This window comes from Georgenia sp. EYE_87 (assembly GCF_023148685.1).
In the GTDB taxonomy this organism is placed as follows: domain Bacteria; phylum Actinomycetota; class Actinomycetes; order Actinomycetales; family Actinomycetaceae; genus Georgenia.
In genome coordinates this window covers 36,958-57,753 of record NZ_JAHXNL010000004.1, presented here as the reverse complement: position 1 = coordinate 57,753, position 20,796 = coordinate 36,958, and the positions used below count along the sequence as shown (strand labels likewise).

The following is a 20,796-nucleotide window of genomic DNA, read 5'->3' as shown; positions in this document are numbered from 1 at the left end:
GCATGAAGTGCCGGCGATCCGAGTTCCCTCGCAGCGCCATGCGATCCTTCGCAGGAGGATTCCCTTCCGGGACGCCAGCGCTCAGCGCGGGTTACCGCGCCGTCCACGGTTCGGCCAGCGGGACGATACGACGCCAGCGAAGCGACGCCTCTCACCGTCCCGACCGGAATGCGGCACCGAACCTGGGCGCTTCATGGAGCTCGTGGTGTAGGTCCGTACCAGTGCTGCTCAGGTTGTGCATAGGCGTGATTTCGCCTCTTTGGGCCATCACGTGGTGTGTAGCCGTGGGGGAGTCTGGAAACGAAATGCAGCGAGAACTAGGCGGCAGTTCGGTGATGGGCCAGAACCGCGGTAACAGCGACGGTAGCAAGGTGTCGAGCGCATCGCAGTCCGGTACAGACGAGAATCCCGCGGCGGGACCTGCCACGCGCGCCGTGACAGACATTGTGGCGGCGTCGCCGCCGGTACGCCGGTAATGGCACGTTGGATCGGGTGGCGTGCTCCATTGACCCGCCCGCGGCGGATCTGGTCTGCCCGGTTAACGCCTGACGCGCTCCGAAACTGCTCTATTCTCGGAAAGAGCACGTCCATGGCACAGACAAGAACAGAGGTACACGTAAACGTGTGGTCCGACAATGAGACCGATCGCGATCTCCTCAACTTCCAGGGAGTCGCCGACACCGTCGCGGAGTTCATCCTCCAGGCGCAGGGGCGGCCGATCTCAGTCGGGGTCTCAGGTGCCTGGGGCGTGGGTAAGTCGTCGATGATCCAGTTGACCCGGGCGGCGCTCGTCGAGAAGCGAGCCGCCGGAGATCCGACGGAGTTCGTGTTCGTCGAGTTCAACGCCTGGTTGTACCAGGGGTACGACGACGCCCGCGCGGCGCTGCTCGACGTGATCGCCGCCAAGCTAGAGGCCGTCGCTAAGGACCGGGAGTCCGGAACCGACAAGGTGAAGGACTTCATCCGGCGGGTTCGGTGGCTGCGGTTGGCGAAGCTCGTCGCCCTGCCGGCTGCGGCCGCTGCCCTGGGGATTCCGCCGGTGGGTCTCGGCGGCGACATCGCGGACCTAGTCAACGATGTACGAGCAGGCACGGTAGACGGGGAGCAGATCGAGAGCGTCGGGGGCGCCGTTGCCGCCGCTAGTACGGGGCTGCTCAAGCCGGCGCTGACCGCATCTCCTCCAAAGGAGATCCAGGCGCTTCGCGAGAGCTTCGAGGAGACGCTCGAGGCTATCGGGGTCACGCTTGTGGTGTTGATTGACGACCTGGACCGTTGCCTGCCCGAGACGGCGATCTCGACGCTTGAAGCTATTCGTCTACTGCTGTTCCTGCAAAACACCGCTTTCGTCATCGCGGCTGACGACGAGATGATCAAGCGGGCCGTCAAGAAGCACTTCGGTGGCCTCGACGACGACGAGCTCGTGACGAACTATTTCGACAAGCTCATCCAGGTGCCCATCAAGGTCCCGGCCCTCGGGATTCAAGAGGTGCGCGCCTACATGATGATGCTGTTCATTGACAACAGTATGGAACTCGACACCGCCCGGAAGGACGTGCTGCGAACAGCGATCGCAAAGGGCCTGCGGGAGTCCTGGAAGGGTGTGCGCGTCGACTACGCGTTCGTGACCCAGGTCGACAACTCGCTACCGCCGGCTCTTCTGACGAGGCTTGAGACGGCGCAGCGTCTGGCACCGCTGATGACGGGTGCCACCCATATCGTCGGCAACCCGCGGCTCATCAAGCGTTTCTTGAACGCGCTGTCGATCCGGATGTCAATCGCGCGGGCCCAGGGTGTCGACGTGGACGAGGCGGTGCTGGCCAAGCTCCTACTGTTTGAACGGGTGGTCGAGCCAGCTCAGTTCATCGAGCTTGCGACGAAGGTCAATGAGGACGCTGACGGCCACCCGGTTTTCCTCGGACCGTGGGAGGCGGCGGTGGCCGCTGGCGCAGACCCCGAGCTCCCCAAGGGATGGGACACGGAGTTCGTTCGCGACTGGCTGGGGCTAGAGCCGGAGCTGGCGGGCATCGACCTGCGCGGTGCACTCTACGTCGGCCGTGAGCAGGCACCGCTCGTCACTGGCTCGGACAAGCTCTCCGCAGCTGGTGTGGAGCTGCTTGCCGCGCTCAGCGAGCACCCGCGCGAGTCCGCGCGGCTGAAGGACCGCCTGGCCGCACTGCCCAGCGTGGAACAGGGGTTCATACTCGATCGCCTGCTCGCGCTCGCTCGACCGATCCAGTCCTGGGGCAGCCCGGCGATTCTCGACGCCTGCCTGACGATGGCGAGGATCGACCCGGCATGGGGTCAGAAGCTCGCCCGGTTCCTGATCGAGCGGCCGCACACGCAGATCAACCCCAGCGTGGTGCCCAAGATCGCCGACCAGGAGTGGTCGTCGACGGTGTTTGAGACGTGGAAAGAGGCCGACGACGTCAGGGCACCTATCAAGGCCGCCATAACCGAGCGGAGCAGAAGTGGGAACCTCGCAAAGTAGCAGCGGACCGTCGGCATCCGTCGCCCTCGTCCCGCCGTGGGTCGAGGACATCCCCCCGGAGCCCCCGAAGGGTGAGCCGTCCCCCGACGAGCCTCCGCCCGACGCCACGATCCCTGTCGCCGCCCCGGCACGCTTCCGTGACGCGCGCACCAACATCGGGCGGTACGCGCGCACCGGCAGCGACGAGCAGATGCATCGTGCCCTTGGGCACTACGTCCGCAGCGGGTACGGCGGTGGGGCCACGATGGCCCGGAGGTTGAACGGGACCTCGCGCACCGCTGCCCGGCTGGGCGCGGTGCTGCAGCCAGGCGCGCAACCGGACCTGGTGGCAGCCCGCGACGCCGCCATCGCCGGAGGGAAGAACGCCCAGTCCGTACTGGACGCCATAGTCGAGGTGATCAGACCGGTCGACGGCACACAGGACGCCGAGTCATCACGGCGAGCGGTCCGCGACGCACTTTCGGACGTCCTGGAGCGGTACCCCGAGGCCGACCTGCTCGACCTCGACGACGCCCAACGGCAGTACGTCCTCGAGCGGTTCGTCGGGCTGGACGTCTACAACCGGTTCTGCCTCGACCTCGGGAAGAAGCTGGACGAGCATGCGTCGTCGCCATCGGCCGCGTCGGCTCGGTTCGCCGAGGTGCGGGAGTACATCGCCGCGACCGTCGCCGCCGAGTTCGACAAACTCTGGGCCTCGGGTAGCACGCCCGCCAGCCCGGACCTGGCACGACTCACGCAAGGCGCGCTGAGGGAGGCGTTCAAGGTGTTCGAGGGGTACCTGGAGTGAAATTCGTCTGTGGTCCGAAGGCTTCCGTTGGCGTGGCGACCGCATCGGAGGTGACACCGGTCGTGCTCTACGGCAAGCCGGCTCCCGCTGATGGCGTGTCGGCCGGTGCGGCGGCGGCCGCAGCGGTTCGACGCATGGGCCTCGCGCCGTCGCCAGTTGCGTGGGACCTTGTTTCCCTCGCGCTGAGCGCCGTCGCGGCGGACCTCACAGTCCGCCGGGACACGAGCGTCGACGGGTGGACCCGCGAGATCGAGCTGGAAGTGGCGGTCAGCGACCCGTCGCAGTGGGACGGTCTCAGTGCGCAGACCGCGTCAACGCTGGCGTTCCTAACCACGGATCGTTGGTCCGTCACGTTCGTCGGCGGTGCCGACCTGCCCTCGGCGCCGAAGAAGACTCGCGTGTCCACAGCGGACGCGGCGGTGCTCCTGTCGGGTGGTCTCGACAGCCTCGTCGGCGTAATCGACCTCCACAGGTCCGGATCCAACATCTTCGCCGTCAGCCACACGGTGCGCGGCGACCAGGCCAACCAGGTTCAGTTCGCGAAGAAGGTCTCCGCGGTCGACCACCTCCGGGTTAACCACAACGTCAGCACCCCTTGGGCGGCCAGCGAGAAGTCCCAGCGGGCGCGGTCGCTGCTCTTCCTGGCTTTTGCCGTGCTCGCGGCGACTACCACCCAGCGGTACGCGGACGGAGAGGTCGTGCCCGTCTACATCTGCGAGAACGGGTTCATCGCGATCAACCCGGCCCTGACTGCGGCGCGGATCGGCAGCCTGAGCACACGCACTGCTCACCCGCACTACCTGGGGGAGCTCCAGGGGATCTTGGACGCCCTCGGACTCAGGGTGGAGCTACGGAACCCATATGCGGAGAAGACCAAGGGCCAGATGATCCTGGACTGCGCCGACCAGGAGCTGCTGGCCGAGCTCGCGATCGAGTCGACGAGCTGCGGACGGTACCAGCGTTACGGGCTCGAGCACTGCGGGCGGTGCGTGCCGTGCAGCGTGCGGCGTGCGGCGTTCCTCGCGGCGGGGTTCCGGGACACGACGTCCTACAGGTATCACGACTTGGGCGCCTACAGTGGTGCCGCCCTAGAGGATCTGCACGCGATCGCCAGGGCGCGGATCCAGGTTCAGGACCACGGTCTGGACCGGTGGATCGGCAACGCCCTAATCTCCCCGCACATCCAGAACACCGAGGCCCTGAGAGCGATGCTCGAGCGCGCACTCGACGAGCTCGGCGGTCTGCTAAACCACTACGGTGTGGCGTGATCGACTTCCACTGCCATCTCGACCTTTACCCCAATCCCGTGGCCGTCGCAGACGAGCTCGAGCGGCGTGGAGTGGGGGTCTTGTCGGTGACAACTACACCGGCCGCATGGGCGGGCACCACGCGTCTGGCCAAGGGACGACCGCTGATTCGGACCGCGCTGGGTCTCCACCCTGAGCTCGCCGGCGCGCGGTACCGAGAGCTGCACCTGTTCGATCGTCTGCTGCCGGAGACCCGGTTTGTGGGTGAGGTGGGATTGGATGGTTCGCCACGGCACCTCAGCAGTTGGGATTCGCAGATCCAGGTGTTCGATCACGTCTTGCGCTCCTGTGAGCAGGCGGGAGGCAAGGTCCTATCGGTGCACAGCCGTCTCGCGGCGTCGCAGGTTCTCGGCTGCTTGGACCGTTATCCCGGGTTGGATAAGGTCGTCTTGCACTGGTTCTCCGGTACCAAGGCTGAGGTTCGCCGAGCGGCAGAACGAGGATGTTGGTTCAGCGTCGGTCCAGCGATGCTCACCGGGGCGCGAGGTCGTTCGTTGGTCTCTGAGATCCCCACCGACAGGTTGGTCGTGGAGACCGACGGACCGTTCGCGCAGAAGAATCGCCGACCGCTACGGCCCTGGGACGTGACGGACGCAATCGATGGTCTCGCTGACCTCTGGGGAAGCACCCGCCAGCACGCTGCGCAGGTGGTCCGGGCAAACGAGAGTGCGTTGCTGTCGCTCTAAGGGCCGTCGCCATGTTCGCCGGCTGGGCCCCCATCGGCTCATTTGCCGGTGTGTGGATTCCTTCCACATTTCACGTCAAGACCGCCGGGCTCACGGCCGGGGCGTGGCCGCAAACTTCGTCCTCACTGCCGCCGAAACGTTGTTGCTCTTCGGAGCGCTCAAGGCGGGCTTGTAGGAACCACCCAGCGCGCGGTAGGTCTGTCGAGGTGCATGGCGACCTCACTTGCCCACGTGGCAGGGCTGGCCCGTAAGCCGATCGGATTACGGAACGCCGGCCAGGTGGGCCTCGGTCCGCACTGCTCAGCCCGCACCGACCCGTCGTTCATGCGGTTGCGGCTCAGACGTCCGGTTCGTGTCGGTTGTGCCCGTACGGCTCCCTGCGGCCTGTGGAAACGAGCCAGGCCTCATAGGTCATCAAGTCTGTGGGCGCGGATTTGCTCGAGTCGCCCCATTTCAGGAGGCACGATGCCGCGTATTCGAGGTACTCGTCAGCGTAGTCCTGCCACATGCCATCCGGCTCCCCGAGCTCCAGGTGGGCGAGGTTCGGGCGGATGTGAACTAGTGACACGCCACCAAACACGGTTCCGGCGGCGTCCCGGATGCTCCGCGAGAGGTGGCGCCATTTGGCCGGGAGTCGGTGCGCGTGGTTGTCGTAGGCAGACGACCAGTCGATGAACGCGGAAACCACCTCGGCCTTATCAACATCGTCACGGCCAAGCCTCCGGAGGAGGCGCTGAAGCTCTCGGAGCGGTTCCGTCAGCTCGCCAGCAGCCAGCACGTTGCGCGAACGTTTCTCCTTCTCGCGCTCCTGCTTGCCCCCGAGTAGGTAGCCGACCCACGCGGTCACCAGTGCAAGGGCCACCGTTCCCGCCGATGATGTCATCAGAGCGTCCATGGGCTCATCATTGCTTCTACTGCCGACACATCGAGACGAGCCTGCGAACTCCGATCCCCAAGGGCGGCGGGGAAGAGCTGGCGAATCTTCCGGATGCTGTCCTCGTTGACTACTTCCACCTGGTGGCAGCTCATTCGCTCCCTCTCCTGAGGTATGGCCACAGGCCGTGCGCGACGTCGTCTCCGTGGATTGCTTCGAGCCGCTAACCGACGACGTTGGCGCCGCACTGTTCGTCCCTGTGTATGGAGTCTGATCCGCAGGCGCCTGAAATCGGCCGGCGAAAAGCGGAACGTCAGCGTTGACTGCAACCGTCTGGTAAAGGTGTCGACGGAGTCCGGTGCATCATGCTCGATGATGAAGCGTGTGCCCTCAGGGCTGTCACCATGAAGCTGAGACTCCGGCGTTATTCGGCCGTGCAGCGCACACTTGAGCTGGCCGTGGATGCTGGCCCTGGTGACCCGCAAGTGCCTCGGCGATCTTGGTCGGCATCTCACCATTCGCCAGTCCAACCCATTACTGGACGAGTCTCACGGCATGTCATCGACAGGATGGATGCCTTCTGCCCGTGTGTGATCGGCAACCGTGGGAACACCCAGGGAAGCTGCGATTGCCTCTAGTTCGCCGAGGTCCGCCCGCGCCACGCGCTGCTGGATTTGCTCGCGCAGTGTCGATAGGTACCTGTCTATGTTTAGCTGCTTCGCTTCCGCTATGAGGACGAAATCTCGCCCATCACCGACCGCAAGGTCGAAGACGTGCCTGAGCGGGTTAGGCGTGGGCATGCGCCCCGTCGCGATCCGTCGTAGCGCAGCCTGAGAGGCGAGACTCGTGCCCCGGATGCGCGCCCACATAGCGCCTCGATCAGACAGGTCGAACGGGTCCACACCGAGCGCCGCTGCGATGGCAGTCAACCTGCGGGCGGGAGGCGGTTTCGCCCCCTGCTCAATCTTGGCGATCATCACCGGGCTCACGCCGACCAGTTCCGCAAACTCCTGCCTGGTCATCCGCTCCTGGGGTAAGGCTTCTTGCCTCCGGCTCGGGCTCATGCTTCGAAGTTGCTTGATGACCTCACCGAGGGCTCTCTGCTCCCGCAGCGTCTCCTCCCGGTCCATGGGGCAACGGTACCTGGTCGGGGTGTGTATGGTCTTGACACTTTCGCGCACGGCTGGTTACCTGACCCCTTAGGGGGACCAAACAGATACCACTTGAACGACGATGAGAGAGCGAGAGTGCAATGAGGCAGTTCTTCGCACGTATCTTCAACAGTCCGCCCGTCAGGCAGTCAGTCCGAGCTATCCTCCTCGCAGCACTCAATGAAGCTGTGCGCCAGGCTGCCGAACTCCTCAGGCACTTCGGGTTCGGAGGTGCTCCAAACACCGCCCGATAACTGTCGAGCCGCGACCGTCGAGCTCGGAGGAGCGCCCCGAGTCTCGGGGCGCTCCTCGCCCACCCACACTCAGCATCGTGGTAAGGCTCCCGAGATCGAACTGTGTGCACCCGCGCCTATAAGCAGCAAACTACGACCGAAACGTGGCCCTAGCCACTCCCTCCGCCCGATAGTCTCCCCGTGAGGTTTCGTCACATGGAGGAACAGTGGATCGAAAGCCACAGCGCACACGGCCAGGCGGGGACCCGCGGACGCTTCTGGAGTCCCGATGAGCCTCGTGCCGCTGCGCGTGACCTGCGAAGCACGTGCCGACATCCTCGAAGGCGGCTTGGACGGCAATCACTTCGCCGCCCAGCTTGACAAGGTCGTCCGGGACGCCGCGAACTACCCGGTCTACGGGCAGCCGGACGAATTTTTCGCGATCACCTACCCCACGGGCGGTCTCAACGCTCTGCTCACTCGGGCCTTCGGTCGTGTCACGGGGGCCAAGGGCACCGCGGGGGAACATGGTGTTCTTCGCCCGACCACATCGTTCGGCGGCGGCAAGACGCACGACCTGGTCGCGATTTACCACCTTGCCACCGGCGCCCGTCCGGAAGACCTCGACGCCTTCATGGATACCTCGGTGCTGCCTGACGGTCCTGTCCAGGTCGCCGCGCTCGTGGGCGACGCCCTAGATCCCGTCGCTGGCGTCCCGACAAGTGGTCACCGCACCTTCACCCTGTGGGGTGAGATGGCCGCCCAGATCGGTGACGACGCGTACGAGGCGATGCGCGCTAACGACATCTCGCGCTCTGCTCCTGGCACCCACACGATCGCTCAGGCGTTCGGCGGCAAACCGACCATCGTCATCATTGATGAGATAGCCCAGTATCTGCGCCAGCTGACCTCGTCCGGAGACGAGGATGTGCGCCGCAGTGCCCAAGCGGTCCCAGTGTTCTTCAAGAACCTGTTCGAGGTCGCCTCCGATTCTGCCAACAGGCTCTGTGTGATCATCACCCTCGCGGCCAGCGCGAATGCATTTGGCAAGGAGACAGACGAGCTTACCGAGCTGCTCGACGAGGCCACCGAGGCCACCAGCACCGCCCTTACGGAAGCCAAGGACGTTCTTGCCCGATCGATCTCGCCTTCGGCGGTCATCCGTCCCGCTGATGACTCTGAGATCGGGGAGATTCTCAAGAGGCGGCTGTTCAAGTCCATCGACCCAGCGGCCGCCAGGGCAGCCGCCGACGCGTACAAGAACCTGTACGAGAATCTGTCGACGACCGAGGATCTCGCCGGTGGTGCCGAACACCCGGCCCAGTACGCCGAACAGGTCGAGAAGTACTACCCGCTGCACCCCGAGCTCGTCCGCGTCCTCGACAAGCGCCTCGGTGACATCCCCCAGTTCCAGCGCGCCCGAGGTGCCCTGAAACTCCTCGCTGCGCTCGTCCACCACGCCTACCTCGACGGCGACACCACCGCTGTGATCAACGTCGGAGACATTGACTACTCCGACCAGCCCGTTCTGTCCCACCTGACCGAAGGTCTGGGTAGGGGCGAGTTTGAGAACGTTGCCACCGCCGACTTCGCCGGTCCGACCTCCCACGCCGCCGCCCTGGACGCCAAGCTGTTCCCCAGCCGGCCGCCGTACACCAGCCGCGTCGCCCAGACCGTCTTCACCCACTCGCTGGAGATGAAGGCCGGCGCCGGCGCCTCCCGAAACGACTGGCTCCTGGGGACGATACGGCCTGGCGAGGATCCCGCGGTCTTCGAGAAGGCCCTGGTCGAGGCCGAAAAGGTGTTCTGGCACCTGTCCTACGACGGGTCCCGATTCCGTTTCAACGTCGAACCGAATGTCAACGCCATCATTGAAACAGAGAAGCGCAACGTTCAGAACACCCAGGTCGCCGCCGTCCTGGACGACCACATCACCACGGCGTTCTCCAACGACGGCGGTGCTACCACCGTGTTGTTTCCCACCGGTCCCGCCAGTGTTTCCGACCAGGCCAACCTGCGCCTGGCGGTCATGCACCACGACCAGGTGACCGTCAACGCCAAGATCGCAGACACCCCGCCCGGCCTCCTCCAGGAGATCCTGGCGAGCACCGGGTCGTCGGGGTCGCTGCGCCGGTTCAAGAATGCGGTCGTGTTCGCTGTCGCTGATGAGAACCAGGTGGACGCGCTCAAAGACAGGATCCGGGGCACGATCGCCGCGGACACGCTCGCGGCCGACAGTGCGCGGATGGCGCAGTTCGGGCCGGAGATTCACAAGAAGATCACCGCCTTCCAGAAGTCCGCCGCCCTGGAAGCCAGGGTGGCAATTACCCGCTGCTACAAGCACGTCTACTATCCCGTCGGGGACAAGGCCACCGGTTTCCTGCGACACCACGAGCTCCCGCCGCAGCAGCAAGGGGACACCAAGACCGCGACGCGCGCTGTTCTGACCCTCCTGGAGGACGAGAACAAGATCCGCACGAACCCCATGACGTCCTCGTTCCTGAAGTCCAAGACGTGGCCGGCCGGGCAGGAATCGGTGACTACCCAAGCGATGCTGGACTGGTTCTGGATGGACCACGGCTCCCCGATGGTCCGGGACGCCAACCTGGTCCGGGAAGCCATCACTAACGGGATCCGCAATGACGGCTGGGTGTACTACGACGCCTCCACCGGCAAGGTTCACACCGGCACCACCATGCAGGGACTGAAGGTTGAGTTCCGCCCCGACGTCGAGCTCATGACTACCGGTGAGGCCACCACGCGCAACCTGCTGGTCCGCAAACCCACCATCGCGGACCTGAACATGGTCTTGCCCCAGTCGGTGACGACAGGGGCAAGCATCCGCACCGCTCTCGAGGCCAAGACCGGTGGAGAACCGGCGAAGACAGAGGTCCTCGACGTCCTCGCCAGCGCCGTCCAAGCCGGGCAGTACGAGACCATCGTCGTCACCGACCAGGACCCGACAGCCGGCGACGTGCATGCCCTGACCCCGTCAAGCATCCGGGACAAGGGTCTAGACGCCCTGCACGTGATGCCCCGAGCTGTGGCTGACAAGCATGGTGTCGTCATCCCCAAGAGGATCGTCACCGGCAAGACGTTCAACGCTGCCGGCGCCGGCGGGATCGCGATCCAGCAGATTACCGACCAGATCACAGACTTCACGATCCAGACCATCTCAAAGGCCACGATCAGAGTCAGTGCCGACAACATCCGCGGCATGGGCGACATCGACCTTGCCGTCGTCGCCCTCGGGATGCTCCCGAAGCACCAGATCACCGTCACCGTCGACCTGGCCGCCGAGTACGACGGCCTGACCGGTGGCGCGATACTCAAGGGCGCCGCCGAACGCTCCAAGTTCCAGTCGATCTACAACCAGGTCGGCAAGGCACTGAAGGCCGCCAAGGTCGTCGACGGGTCTCTGACACTCCAGGTCGTGTTCACGCCGTCTGTGGACGTCGCCAACGGAGCCTGGTCCCAGCTGCACAAGGTCATCAAGGACCTCGGCATCCAGCACGTCGACATCACCGCGGACGTGACCAAGTGACCGCAACCAAGACAGACACGGCCCGCGCATTCCGGCTCACCCTGACACCCGGCCGCGGCGACACCTACGGCCTTGTCATCGAGGAGACCTACGGGGACAACGGACACACCCTCGCCACCAAGGTCCTCACCACCACCGCCGCCCAGACCGGCCGCGTCGTCGACGCCGTCCTAACTGCGGTGCGCACCTCCGGGCACTCCACCACTGCCCTGGCGTTCAACCGCAAGAGACCCATCCGGCTGAACGAAGCCGCCGGGGTGCGCTTGACCCTGACACTCATGGCGACCCAGCCCATCACCAAGCACGAACGCATCCGCGCAGTCGTCGCCGGCGTGAACGCCATGAGCGTCGAAGAAACTTACTACTGGTACGCCAAGTGCTTTGGCCCAGGGGGTGGCCGCGCCCGCAAGGCGCTCCGCGTCCTCCTCGCAGATGACTGACAGGACCCTCCCATGACTGAGAACCAGCAGCCCCGCGTCCTCATCGAGGACTGGCTCCCCGTCCAGGAACTCGGCATCGAGTCCCGCCGCGAACGTGGCGCCGCGTCGGCGCTCCCCCCGCTGAACTTCCTGCACATCTGGTGGGCACGCCGCCCTCTCGTCGCCTCCGCCGCAGTCGTCCTCGGTGGCCTCCTGCCGGCATGGTCCCAGGATCTCGCTGACGCCTTCCCCGATGCAGCAGAACTGCGTACCGAGTCGGCCTACCGACGGTGGCTCCTTCACCTCGTGGGCATCTGGGGTGACCCCATCACCGCACGAACCGCCTATGACGCAGCTGTGGCCTCGGGTGTACGCATCCCGAACCCGTACACCTACAGGCAGGCTTTTCGGAACAGCCCGGATAGGGCGAATGTGGATCTCCTCCACGCCGTCCTGCGTCACACCTGGGGCGAGCTCCCCACGGTCGCTGACGTGACTGCCGGTGGTGGCAGCATCCCGTTCACCTCGGCACGGCTAGGCATTCCCACCTTCGCCAACGACCTGAACTCCGTCGCGGCGTCCGTCCTCAAGGCGGGCGTCGAGGCACCCGCCCTCCACGGCGCCGCCCTGGTGGCTGACCTGAAGAAGTGGGGCGAGATCCTCGTCGCACGTATTCGTGACCGACTGATCGAGTACTTCCCGAGCGGTAAGAACGAGCAGGTCGCGACCTACCTCTTCGCCAATGCCGTGGAATGCCCCCGCACTCGGCGTCTCGTGCCCCTCATTAAGGACAAGTGGCTCCGCAAGACCAAGGGGCAGGAAGCAGCCGTGGAGGTCGTCACCAGTCTTGGTGGTGTCGAGCTCCGCGAACCTAGGTTCACGGTCGTAACCGGTCGCGAAGTCGATGCCGCTGATGCTTCGACGGGTTACGTCATGCGCGGCGCAGCGGTCAGCCCGTACGACTACCTGCCAATCGACGCTGGGTACATCAAGGACGAGGCGCAAGCCGGGCGCATGAGGCAGGTGCTGTACGCCGTCGCTATACGCACGCATGACGGCAAGCGAGCCTTCCGCGCTCCCAACGAAACCGACCTGGCGGCACTTGCAAAGGCCCAGGAGGCGTTCGAAGCTGCGCGCGCCGAGTGGGAAGCCGACGGCGTCCTCCCGGTCGAGGAGTACCCCGAGGGCAACGACGAGCGCCCCCGCAACTATGGAATGACGCACTGGGCCGACTTCTTTACTCCCCGCCAGGCGCTCGTGCATGGGACCTTCGGTGAGGAGTTCGCACGACTAGTCCCCGAAGTTCGGGCAGCTGCGGGGGATGACGCTGAGGCCATCTTGGTAGAGCTCGCTCTGATGCAGGGAAAGGCACTGAACTACAACTCACGCCTCGCCTCTTGGCACGTCTCTAAGCAGGTCATGCGAAGCGTGTTCGAGCGTCATGACTTCGCGTTCAAGTGGACGTTCGCGGAGTTTGAGGGTGCCACGGCGTTGTACCGGTGGTGCCTTGACCAGCTCGTCGACGCTTACGGCGGCATCGCAAAGTTGGTGGATGCCACTGGTGCGCCGACAATCGCGTCTTCCGAGCCGCTTCACCGGGACGTCACTGTCACCCAGGGCGGCGCAGGCGATCTCACCGGGGTACCTGACGCAGCGTTCGCGCACATCTGTATGGACCCGCCGTACTACGACAACGTCATGTACGCCGAGCTCGCGGACTACTTCTACGTCTGGGAGAAGCGAACCCTGGGCCGGCTCATCCCTGGGTTCTTCCACGACGATCTCACCGACAAGGAGAACGAGGCCGTCGCCAACCACGCTCGATTCGCCGCGATGGGGAAGCGGAAGAAGGAGCTTGCGGATCTGGACTACGAGGCGAAGATGACCGCCATCTTCACCGAAGCGCGCAGGGTGCTGCGCGATGACGGTGTTCTGTCGGTGATGTTCACTCACAAGCGCGCCGAGGCCTGGGACACGCTGGGTATGGGCCTGCTTGAGGCCGGGTTCACTATCGAGACCTCATGGCCCGTGAACACCGAGTCCGAGACGTCCCTGCATCAGGCGAACATGAACTCCGCGGCGTCCACGATCATGCTGGTTTGCCGCAAGCAACCCGCCCGCCCGGACACCTCGCCGGTGTTCCTGGACGACATCGAGCTGGAAATTCGTGAGGCTGCCCGCGAGGCTGTCACCCGGTTCCAGCACGACGGCATTGCGGGGGTGGACCTGCTGCTGTCCACCTACGGGCCGACCCTGTCGGTGATCTCCCAGCACTGGCCCGTCATGTCCTCCACCCCGGATGAGAACGGCCGAGAGCGCCTCCTACGCCCGGAGGAGGCCTTGGACCTCGCTCGTGCGGAGGTCGTCCGGCTGCGCCGTCAGCGCCTGGTCGGCAAGACCGCACAGATCGACGATCTGACCGACTTCGTGCTGATCGCTTGGGACATCTTTGCCGCGAGGGAGTTCCCGTACGACACCGCCCGACTGCTTGCCCTGGCGACCGGAGGTAAGAGCGTGGAGGACCTGGAACGGGCGAAGGTCCTAACCAAGAAGACCGGCACAGTCACGCTCCTGGCACCGACGGCTCGCGTTCGGCGGGGTGGCGACGCCACACTTCCTGGGGTGCGGCCCGACGCGGAGTCCTTCACCTCGATGATCGACGCGGTCGACACGGTTCTGTATGTGGCCGAGATGGACGGCACGCACGCCGCCAAGGCGCTCCTGGACCGTCACCGCCTGGTCGAGGACGCCCGGTTTTTGGCGACCGTACAGGGCTTGGTCAACGCGATCCCGCGCACGAGGGTCAAGGGTGAGTGGGTGGTGCCGGAGGCGGGTCTGCTCGACACCCTGGTGACCGCCTACCTGCCTGGCGTGACCTTGCCAGCCGAGGTGGAAGAGGTCACCGCGAAGTTCGAGGAACTCTCGTTGGAGCTGGAAGGCCTGTGAGCCGGTGACCGGCAAGCACAGAGCCGAAACCGCGAGCCGCCCCGCCCTCATCGAGCGGTTGGGGCGGCTGCGGGACTTGCCCATGGCAGGCACGTACTCCACTGGGGACAAGTCGCTTACCGGGTTCTACATACCCGCACTGGCAGCGTCCTTCCGGTACGACCGGATGGCCGGCTACTACTCCTCCTCTGTCTTGCAGGTAACCGCCCGGGGCATGGTCCCGTTCCTGCACAACGCGGTCGACCATGACGGCGGGATGCGGTTGATCGTCGGGACACAGCTCTCTCCAACCGATGTCGCCGCGGTCCGTGCGGGGGCCAAGGCTCGGAACGAGGCGATCCGGGACGCCGCCCAGGCGGCCGACATCACCACCACCGGTGACCCGGTTGGCGATCAGTACCTGCAGGCACTGGGTTGGATGGTCCGCGAGGGCCTCCTCCAGATTAAGGTCGGCATTCCGATCGACACGGAGGGCAACCCGTTGGAGCCGGCCCAGGCTCGTGGGTACTTCCACTCCAAGTACGGAATCTTGACCGACACCGCCGGTGACAAGGTGGCGTTCATCGGGTCGGAGAACGAGTCCGCGTCCGGATGGCTGTACAACCACGAGACGTTCACAGTGGCTAAGTCCTGGCTGGCGGAAGTGTGGTCCGAGCAGGGCGTAGGGATCGAAGCCCGGTTCGACAAACACTGGAATGGTCACCCGGACTCTGGGTGGGCGGTTATGAACCTGGCGGACGTGGACGACCGGCTGCTGAAGCTGTGCCCACCGGACTACACCCCGCCGGTGGCGGATCCGATCTGGAAGTTCCTTGCACCTGAGCCGGAGCCGGATCTCGTCGCTGCGCGCGAGGACCTGATCGCGCTGCGGGACGCCCCAGCTCGATCGCAGTGGACCGCGGTGGGGACCGCCCCTGCCACACCTCTTCCCCACCAGTCACGCCTTGTCGAACGGGTCGTGGAGACGTACCCACGCGGGTACCTGTTCGCGGACGAGGTGGGTCTAGGTAAGACCATCGAGGCTGGCCTGGTCCTTCGCGAACTGTTCCTGTCCGGGGCAGCAAAGAGGGTGCTCCTGCTCGTCCCGGCCACGGTGATGCGCCAGTGGCAGGAGGAGCTGTCCGAGAAGATCGGCCTGGACGTCTCCCGCTACGACAAAGGCACCTTCTTCGACCGCAACAATGAGCAGGTCGACTGGGACGGCGGGAACCCGTGGTCGGCGTTCCCGATAGTCCTGGCCTCCTCCCACCTCGCCCGCCGTAAGTCCCGCCGCAAGGAGATCCTCGCCGCTGGGCCGTGGGACGTGGTTCTGGTGGACGAGTCACACCATGCCCGCCGGCGAGGGTCCAAGGCGACGGACACTCCGAACTCGCTGCTCCAGCTATTGCAGTCCATGCACCACGAGGCGTCGTGGAAGGCTTTGTACCTGGCGTCGGCGACTCCTATGCAGATGAACGCTCACGAGGCTTGGGACCTGATCGAGCTGCTCGACCTGCCAGGCCTGTGGGGGCAGGGCGCCACCGAGTTCATCTCCTACTTCAACAACCTGCGCCGCCCGCCGAAAGAACGGTCCTGGCCGTTCCTGTGCCACATGCTGCGCGACTACTTCACCGACCCCCAAGCCAGTCGCGACGAGACCTTGGAGGCACGCGCGCTAACCGAGCTCGGGTTTGCGAGCTCCAGGAAGGTCACCGACCTCCACAACAAGTCGATGCCCCCAGAGACGGTCGACAACCTCACCGATACCGAGGTGGACCTGATCGATCAGTGGTTGCGCCGCCATACACCAATGAAGGATCGAGTCTTCCGCAACACCAGGGAGACGATGCGCGCTTACCAAGCCGCCGGGATCCTTCCACCAGAGGTGACAGTCCCGTACCGGCACGTCACGGACGACTTCATTGAGCTCGGCGACGACGAGCAAGAGCTGTACGACCGCATCGAGACCTACATCCGGCGTCACTACAACGCCTACAAGACCGACAAGAAGCAGACCCTCGGCTTCATCATGACGATCTATCGACGGCGCTTGACCTCATCGTTCGAGGCGATTCGACGGTCCTTGAACAAACGGCTGGAGGTGTTGGAAGAGGGCAAGTCCCTGGCGGACCTGCTTACCGAGGACGACCAGTACGACGTCGAGGACGAGCTCTTCGATCCTGAGGAGTTCGAGATCTCCACCGCCCTCCTCCAGGACGAAATCACGGAACTCCGCTCGTTCCTGCACGAGCTGGGCAAGATCACCGGCGAGGACACAAAAGCCTCCAGACTGACCTCCCACCTGCAGGAGGCGTTGCATACCTACGACTCGGTCGTGGTGTTCACTCAGTACACCGACACTCTTGACTACGTGCGCGCACGCGTGGTCGCAGCCGGCCTGAACCGCGTGGGCTGCTACTCCGGCCGCGGCGGCGAGGTCTACAACTCTGACACCGGAGGGTGGGACCCGGCGACGAAGACCGAGATCAAGGAGCTGTTCCGCACTGGGAAGCTCACCGTTCTGCTGGGCACAGACTCGATGAGCGAAGGCCTCAACCTGCAGACCAGCGGCCGTCTCATCAACTACGACATGCCGTGGAACCTGATGCGCGTCGAGCAACGGATCGGCCGCGTGGACCGTATCGGCTCCTCCTACCAGAACATCGAGATAACGAACTACTTCTACGCAGGCACCGTCGAGCAGCGCGTCTACGAGGGCATCAAGGAGGATTACGGCGACTTCACCGACATCGTCGGCAACGCCCAACCCGTCCTGGCGGAGGTGGAAAACATCATCCAAGAGCACGCGATGATCGACGACAAGGACCTGGGCAAGAGCGTGCAGAAGGTCCTCACCCAGGCCGCAGAGGTCCAATCTGCCCCGGTGCAGAACACCGACCTGGGCGGCCCGGCCGAGATGGTCCCACCGCCGATCCTGGAGGGTGAGGTCACACTGAACGTTCTGCGAGAACGTCTGATGAGTAATCCCCTGACAGCAAACCACTTCAAACCGGCCGAGGCTACAGACGTGTACACGCTCACTGTTGAGGGGCAGCAGCACCGTGTGACGTTCGACCGCGAGGTTGCTGACCACGCCACGGACGGGACCGCACTCCTCACCTACGGGTCATCTCTCTTGACTTGTCTCATCTCCGACGCGCTTGCCGGGTGAGTGATGCTCGACTCTCACACGAGCGTGCGAGCGGGTTTCGATATGAATAGGTAACTCTTCTCGGCCAATCTAGGCGTCGCGGTGAGGCCGAGACCTTGAACCGCTCCTCCGCCTCCGAGCTAGTGCTTCTCGCTTCTTCACCTGCTCATCTTCTAGCCGTACTGTGCTTAACGCTTGGGGGTAGACCTAAGTAGAGCGATGAGGTCTCCGGCGTCCACACACCACTGCCTGTGTGGCCCGACCTGTTCGGCCGGAAGTGTCCCGCTATGGACGAGGCCATATGCCCGTGCCTTGCTGATGCCAAGAAGCCCTGCGGCCTCGGCGAGTGTGTAGAAGCGAAATAGCGGAAGGACGAGCGCCCGTTCTGCCTCGCGGTCTTCGAGTTCGCCGCCGTCGCGACGCTGAGGAATCACGCTGCACTGCCTCTCGCAGAGTGAAGCCGCGCGCCAGAGCCTGCTCGCAGGACGGCGCCGGCGGGGGCCAGGACGTAGATCTGTGTCGTGGAGACCGATGAGTGTCCGAGGAGGTCGCGGACGGCGACGAGGTCGTTCTCGACCGCGTAAGCGGCCGTCGCGTATCCGTGTCGGAGAGAGTGCGGCGTCCACGGTCGCGGCAGTGCCGCGGTGATGAGTTTGCCGACCCGGTCGGTGCACAGGTGGCTCGCGCGGTGGGGTGACGGGAAGAGCCAGCCCGTCGGTCGCTCCCGGATGCGCTCGGCCAGGCTCGTCGAGATGGGCACGAGCCGCTCACGCCGGCCCTTGCCGTTGACCCGCAGGAAATCGATGCCGTGGTGTCGCTCGACGTCGCTGGTGTGAACAGCGGCGATCTCGGCCCGGCGCAGGCCGCAGTCGCGGGCGAGCTCGAGCATCAACTTGACCCGAGGGGTCGCGGTGCTCATCGCCCGCTCGACCACGTCGTCGGGGATGGGGCGCGGCTGGTAGTGACCAGGCCGCGAACGGGGCAGGAGGCTGGCTGGGTCATGGTCGACCATTCCGACCGCGCGGGCCCAGGCGTAGAAACCTCGGACGGCGGCGCGCACGGCACGTCGGTACGACGGCGTCCAGGCGGGGTGCTCCGCGAGCCACTCCGCGAGGTCCTGGGTGGTCAGGCTCCACGGGTCCCGGTCGGTCCGCTCACGGGCGAGCCGGGTGATCTGCGTCCTGCGCACGGCCACGGAGTCGTTGGGCCGGCCGTCGGACTTCAGCCACCGCAGCCAGCCGGTGATCGGCGCTCGCCAGTGCTCCGGCAGCAGGTAGCTCCCGATCACCGGCGTCGCGACGCCGCTCCCGTCCGAGTGTTCTCGCATCTCGCATCCACCTCACGATCAAGCACCAAACGACATGAACCGCCACGAGCGTGACCCGACGGACATGCCGTCGCCCGCCTGCTTCCACAGGCGGGCGGCATTCGAGAGGTCGGTGTGGCTGTGTAGAACTGCTGGCTGCGAAGGCGGTATGGGCGTGAGCGCTCGGTGCCGTTTGTGGATCTCCCCGTCAGGCGACGATGCGGAGGTGGGGCCGGAACGGCGGGTGCGAAGGGCCGTCGATATCGTCGTCGCCCGGGCTTGTGACCTGCGGCTGCGTGTATTCAGTGGGTTCTGGGTTCAAGTCCCAGGCGGTGTACTTCCGAAGGTCCTCGTCCCGCTCCGCGGGGCGGGGACCTTCGTCGTACAGGCCCGGCAGCCGGGCCGCGGGACCGTCGCCTAGTGCCGGCGGGTTGGCCCGAAGCGGTGGTCGGCCACCCAGTCGCCCACCTCGTGGCCGAGCTCGTTCGCGTCCTCCATGGCCGTGCGGAAGTGGATGCCCTGCCAGATACGGGCGTCCATCGCCTCCTCGTCGAGCTCGCGGAGGCTCTCGTAACGCCGCGCGGGCGTCGTCTCCACGAACGACGGCACGTTCACCACGAGACGGCGCCGACCGAACACCTCGGCGAGGGCCTCCGTCGAGGCCCCGACGACGGTGGCGTGCCCGCTCGGGTACTCGGGGTAGGGCGGGCTAGCCGTCAGCGGCGTCCAGTCCGGGTCCGCCGTCGTCCGCCGGTTCCCGTCGGTGTCGGCCCGGGGGATCGCTGTCTCGGGCCGCCAGAAGGGGTGCTCGAGCTTCTCCCGCCAGGCCACGATGAGCGCGTCCGCCACGGAGCTGTCCAGGATCGCGAAGGCGCGGGCGGTCTCGGCGATGTCGAGCTCGCGGCGGGCCGCGAGGTCGCCCGTCGCCCGCTGGAGCTGGGCGATGGGGTTCACGGTCCAGAACATCGCCGTGCCGGTCTGGGCCGGCGTCCGCGCGGAGCCGTCCCTGGCGCCGTACGTCCTGACCTCCTCGAGCTCGCGCGCGTACTGCCGAGAACGCAGCGCGGGCGGCCCGGCCAGCTCGAACCGGTCGACGTCGTCGATCACCAGGGGATCCACGTGGCCGAGCCACGGCGCGTACATGCCCACGCCCGGGGTCGTGGCCACCCACTCACCTGGCTCGTCACCCGTCGGCACCGTGACCGTCGTGTCGCCGCGGCCGTCGTCCGCCCGCAGCTCCACCAGCGTGGCCGCGGCTGCCCGGCCCACCCGCACGCCGCCGGCCAGCCCCTCGTCGACGCCGGCCAGCTCGGCGTCGTAGTCCTTCTTCAGCGCATCCGCCGAGGACGGGAAGTAGTGACGGAGCACCTCGTACGCCGCGGTCGCGGCGGCGGCCTCGGACGAGGAGCCACGCCGGGCGCGCGGTCGGTCGGCGTACGGCTCGAACCCTCCCTCGACCGCGACGACGGCGTCGTGCACGGCCAGCGACGCGAACGCGGTGTACAGGGCGGAGACCGGCGGTCGCACCGAGTTCTCCGCGACCACCGTGCGGGTCGCGATGGCGCTCCACCGCTCGACGACGGCGGGGTCGCGGTCCCCGCGGGAGCCGTGCGCCTGGCTCGGTGCGCCGAGGACGCTCGACGCCGCGGCGCCGGTGACCGCGACGAGCAGGGCGGCCAGGAGCCGCCGAGGTCCGTTCATGGGAAGACCCTTGCTCGAAGACGTGGCCTGAGCTGGAGGGTGCCCGTGTCGGCAGGGCGGCGCGGGCATGCTGGAGGACAAGCCCTGACCCGGTCATGGTGCGCCGCCGCACGCTCGCGCACAACACCCTCGCCCACGCACCCTGCCGCCGTGCCGCGTGACGCCCGGAGGGGGCCGTGCGGGGGCACCCTGCAGCCCCGCCACCTCCGGCAGGGGTGCGCCGC

The 20,796-nt window shown here is 65.8% G+C and carries 13 protein-coding genes; 8 read left to right on the top strand and 5 right to left on the bottom strand.

From position 1 onward, the window contains the following. The first annotated feature begins 589 nt into the window (after positions 1–589). From KZX45_RS08215 to qatD, 4 genes are all read left to right on the top strand, one after another. Positions 590–2,488, top strand: a complete 1,899-nt coding sequence (locus KZX45_RS08215; RefSeq protein ID WP_248257245.1) for a P-loop NTPase fold protein — start codon at positions 590–592, stop codon at positions 2,486–2,488. A 190-nt stretch (positions 2,489–2,678) separates the two neighbouring features. Further along, positions 2,679–3,275 (top strand): Qat anti-phage system associated protein QatB, encoded by a 597-nt coding sequence (gene qatB / locus KZX45_RS08210; RefSeq protein WP_308221720.1) that lies wholly within the window; start codon positions 2,679–2,681, stop codon positions 3,273–3,275. A 32-nt stretch (positions 3,276–3,307) separates the two neighbouring features. Then, positions 3,308–4,543, top strand: coding sequence for a Qat anti-phage system QueC-like protein QatC (gene qatC / locus KZX45_RS20230; protein ID WP_248257243.1), 1,236 nt, complete (start codon positions 3,308–3,310; stop codon positions 4,541–4,543). Continuing rightward, entirely contained in the window at positions 4,540–5,268 is a 729-nt protein-coding gene (qatD, locus tag KZX45_RS20225; protein WP_248257242.1) for a Qat anti-phage system TatD family nuclease QatD, read from the top strand. The genes qatC and qatD overlap by 4 nt, the downstream gene beginning before the upstream one ends. A 337-nt stretch (positions 5,269–5,605) precedes the next feature. On the opposite strand, the gene KZX45_RS08195 is transcribed toward qatD, so the two are convergent. Then, a complete protein-coding gene (locus tag KZX45_RS08195) occupies positions 5,606–6,163 on the bottom strand; it encodes a hypothetical protein (protein WP_248257241.1) in 558 nt (185 codons plus the stop codon). A 527-nt stretch (positions 6,164–6,690) separates the two neighbouring features. After that, positions 6,691–7,272: a helix-turn-helix domain-containing protein gene (locus tag KZX45_RS08190; RefSeq protein WP_248257240.1), complete on the bottom strand. Its 582-nt coding sequence runs from the start codon at positions 7,270–7,272 to the stop codon at positions 6,691–6,693. A 543-nt stretch (positions 7,273–7,815) separates the two neighbouring features. On the opposite strand from KZX45_RS08190, the gene KZX45_RS08185 reads away from it, so the two are divergent. The 4 genes from KZX45_RS08185 to KZX45_RS08170 are packed head-to-tail and all read left to right on the top strand — an operon-like array spanning position 7,816 to position 17,586. Then, positions 7,816–11,070: an ATP-binding protein gene (locus KZX45_RS08185; RefSeq protein WP_248257239.1), complete on the top strand. Its 3,255-nt coding sequence runs from the start codon at positions 7,816–7,818 to the stop codon at positions 11,068–11,070. Continuing rightward, positions 11,067–11,510 carry a hypothetical protein gene (locus KZX45_RS08180; protein WP_248257238.1) on the top strand — a complete coding sequence of 148 codons (444 nt, stop codon included), beginning with the start codon at positions 11,067–11,069 and terminating at the stop codon, positions 11,508–11,510. The genes KZX45_RS08185 and KZX45_RS08180 overlap by 4 nt, the downstream gene beginning before the upstream one ends. 12 nt (positions 11,511–11,522) lie before the next feature. Further along, positions 11,523–14,435: a DUF1156 domain-containing protein gene (locus tag KZX45_RS08175; RefSeq protein WP_248257237.1), complete on the top strand. Its 2,913-nt coding sequence runs from the start codon at positions 11,523–11,525 to the stop codon at positions 14,433–14,435. Positions 14,436–14,439: 4 nt separating this feature from the next. Next, complete coding sequence (locus KZX45_RS08170) at positions 14,440–17,586, top strand: SNF2-related protein (RefSeq protein WP_248257236.1); 3,147 nt, start codon at positions 14,440–14,442, stop codon at positions 17,584–17,586. Positions 17,587–17,753: 167 nt separating this feature from the next. On the opposite strand, the gene KZX45_RS20450 is transcribed toward KZX45_RS08170, so the two are convergent. From KZX45_RS20450 to KZX45_RS08160, 3 genes are all read right to left on the bottom strand, one after another. Then, the gene (locus KZX45_RS20450; RefSeq protein ID WP_374112573.1) at positions 17,754–17,999 is read right to left on the bottom strand and encodes a helix-turn-helix domain-containing protein; all 246 of its coding nucleotides are present in this window, start codon (positions 17,997–17,999) and stop codon (positions 17,754–17,756) included. Beyond that, positions 17,996–18,892, bottom strand: a complete 897-nt coding sequence (locus KZX45_RS08165; protein ID WP_248257235.1) for a tyrosine-type recombinase/integrase — start codon at positions 18,890–18,892, stop codon at positions 17,996–17,998. The genes KZX45_RS20450 and KZX45_RS08165 overlap by 4 nt, the downstream gene beginning before the upstream one ends. A gap of 396 nt (positions 18,893–19,288) precedes the next feature. Beyond that, a complete protein-coding gene (locus KZX45_RS08160) occupies positions 19,289–20,572 on the bottom strand; it encodes a vanadium-dependent haloperoxidase (RefSeq protein WP_248257234.1) in 1,284 nt (427 codons plus the stop codon). Positions 20,573–20,796: the final 224 nt, after the last annotated feature.

Bases quoted from the DNA above. Each gene is read 5' to 3' on its own strand.
- KZX45_RS08215 (WP_248257245.1), top strand. From the start codon at position 590: ATGGCACAGACAAGAACAGAGGTACACGTAAACGTGTGGTCCGACAAT.
- qatB (WP_308221720.1), top strand. From the start codon at position 2,679: ATGCATCGTGCCCTTGGGCACTACGTCCGCAGCGGGTACGGCGGTGGG.
- KZX45_RS08195 (WP_248257241.1), bottom strand. From the start codon at position 6,163: ATGGACGCTCTGATGACATCATCGGCGGGAACGGTGGCCCTTGCACTG.
- KZX45_RS08190 (WP_248257240.1), bottom strand. From the start codon at position 7,272: ATGGACCGGGAGGAGACGCTGCGGGAGCAGAGAGCCCTCGGTGAGGTC.
- KZX45_RS08185 (WP_248257239.1), top strand. From the start codon at position 7,816: ATGAGCCTCGTGCCGCTGCGCGTGACCTGCGAAGCACGTGCCGACATC.
- KZX45_RS08175 (WP_248257237.1), top strand. From the start codon at position 11,523: ATGACTGAGAACCAGCAGCCCCGCGTCCTCATCGAGGACTGGCTCCCC.
- KZX45_RS08165 (WP_248257235.1), bottom strand. From the start codon at position 18,892: ATGCGAGAACACTCGGACGGGAGCGGCGTCGCGACGCCGGTGATCGGG.
- KZX45_RS08160 (WP_248257234.1), bottom strand. From the start codon at position 20,572: ATGAACGGACCTCGGCGGCTCCTGGCCGCCCTGCTCGTCGCGGTCACC.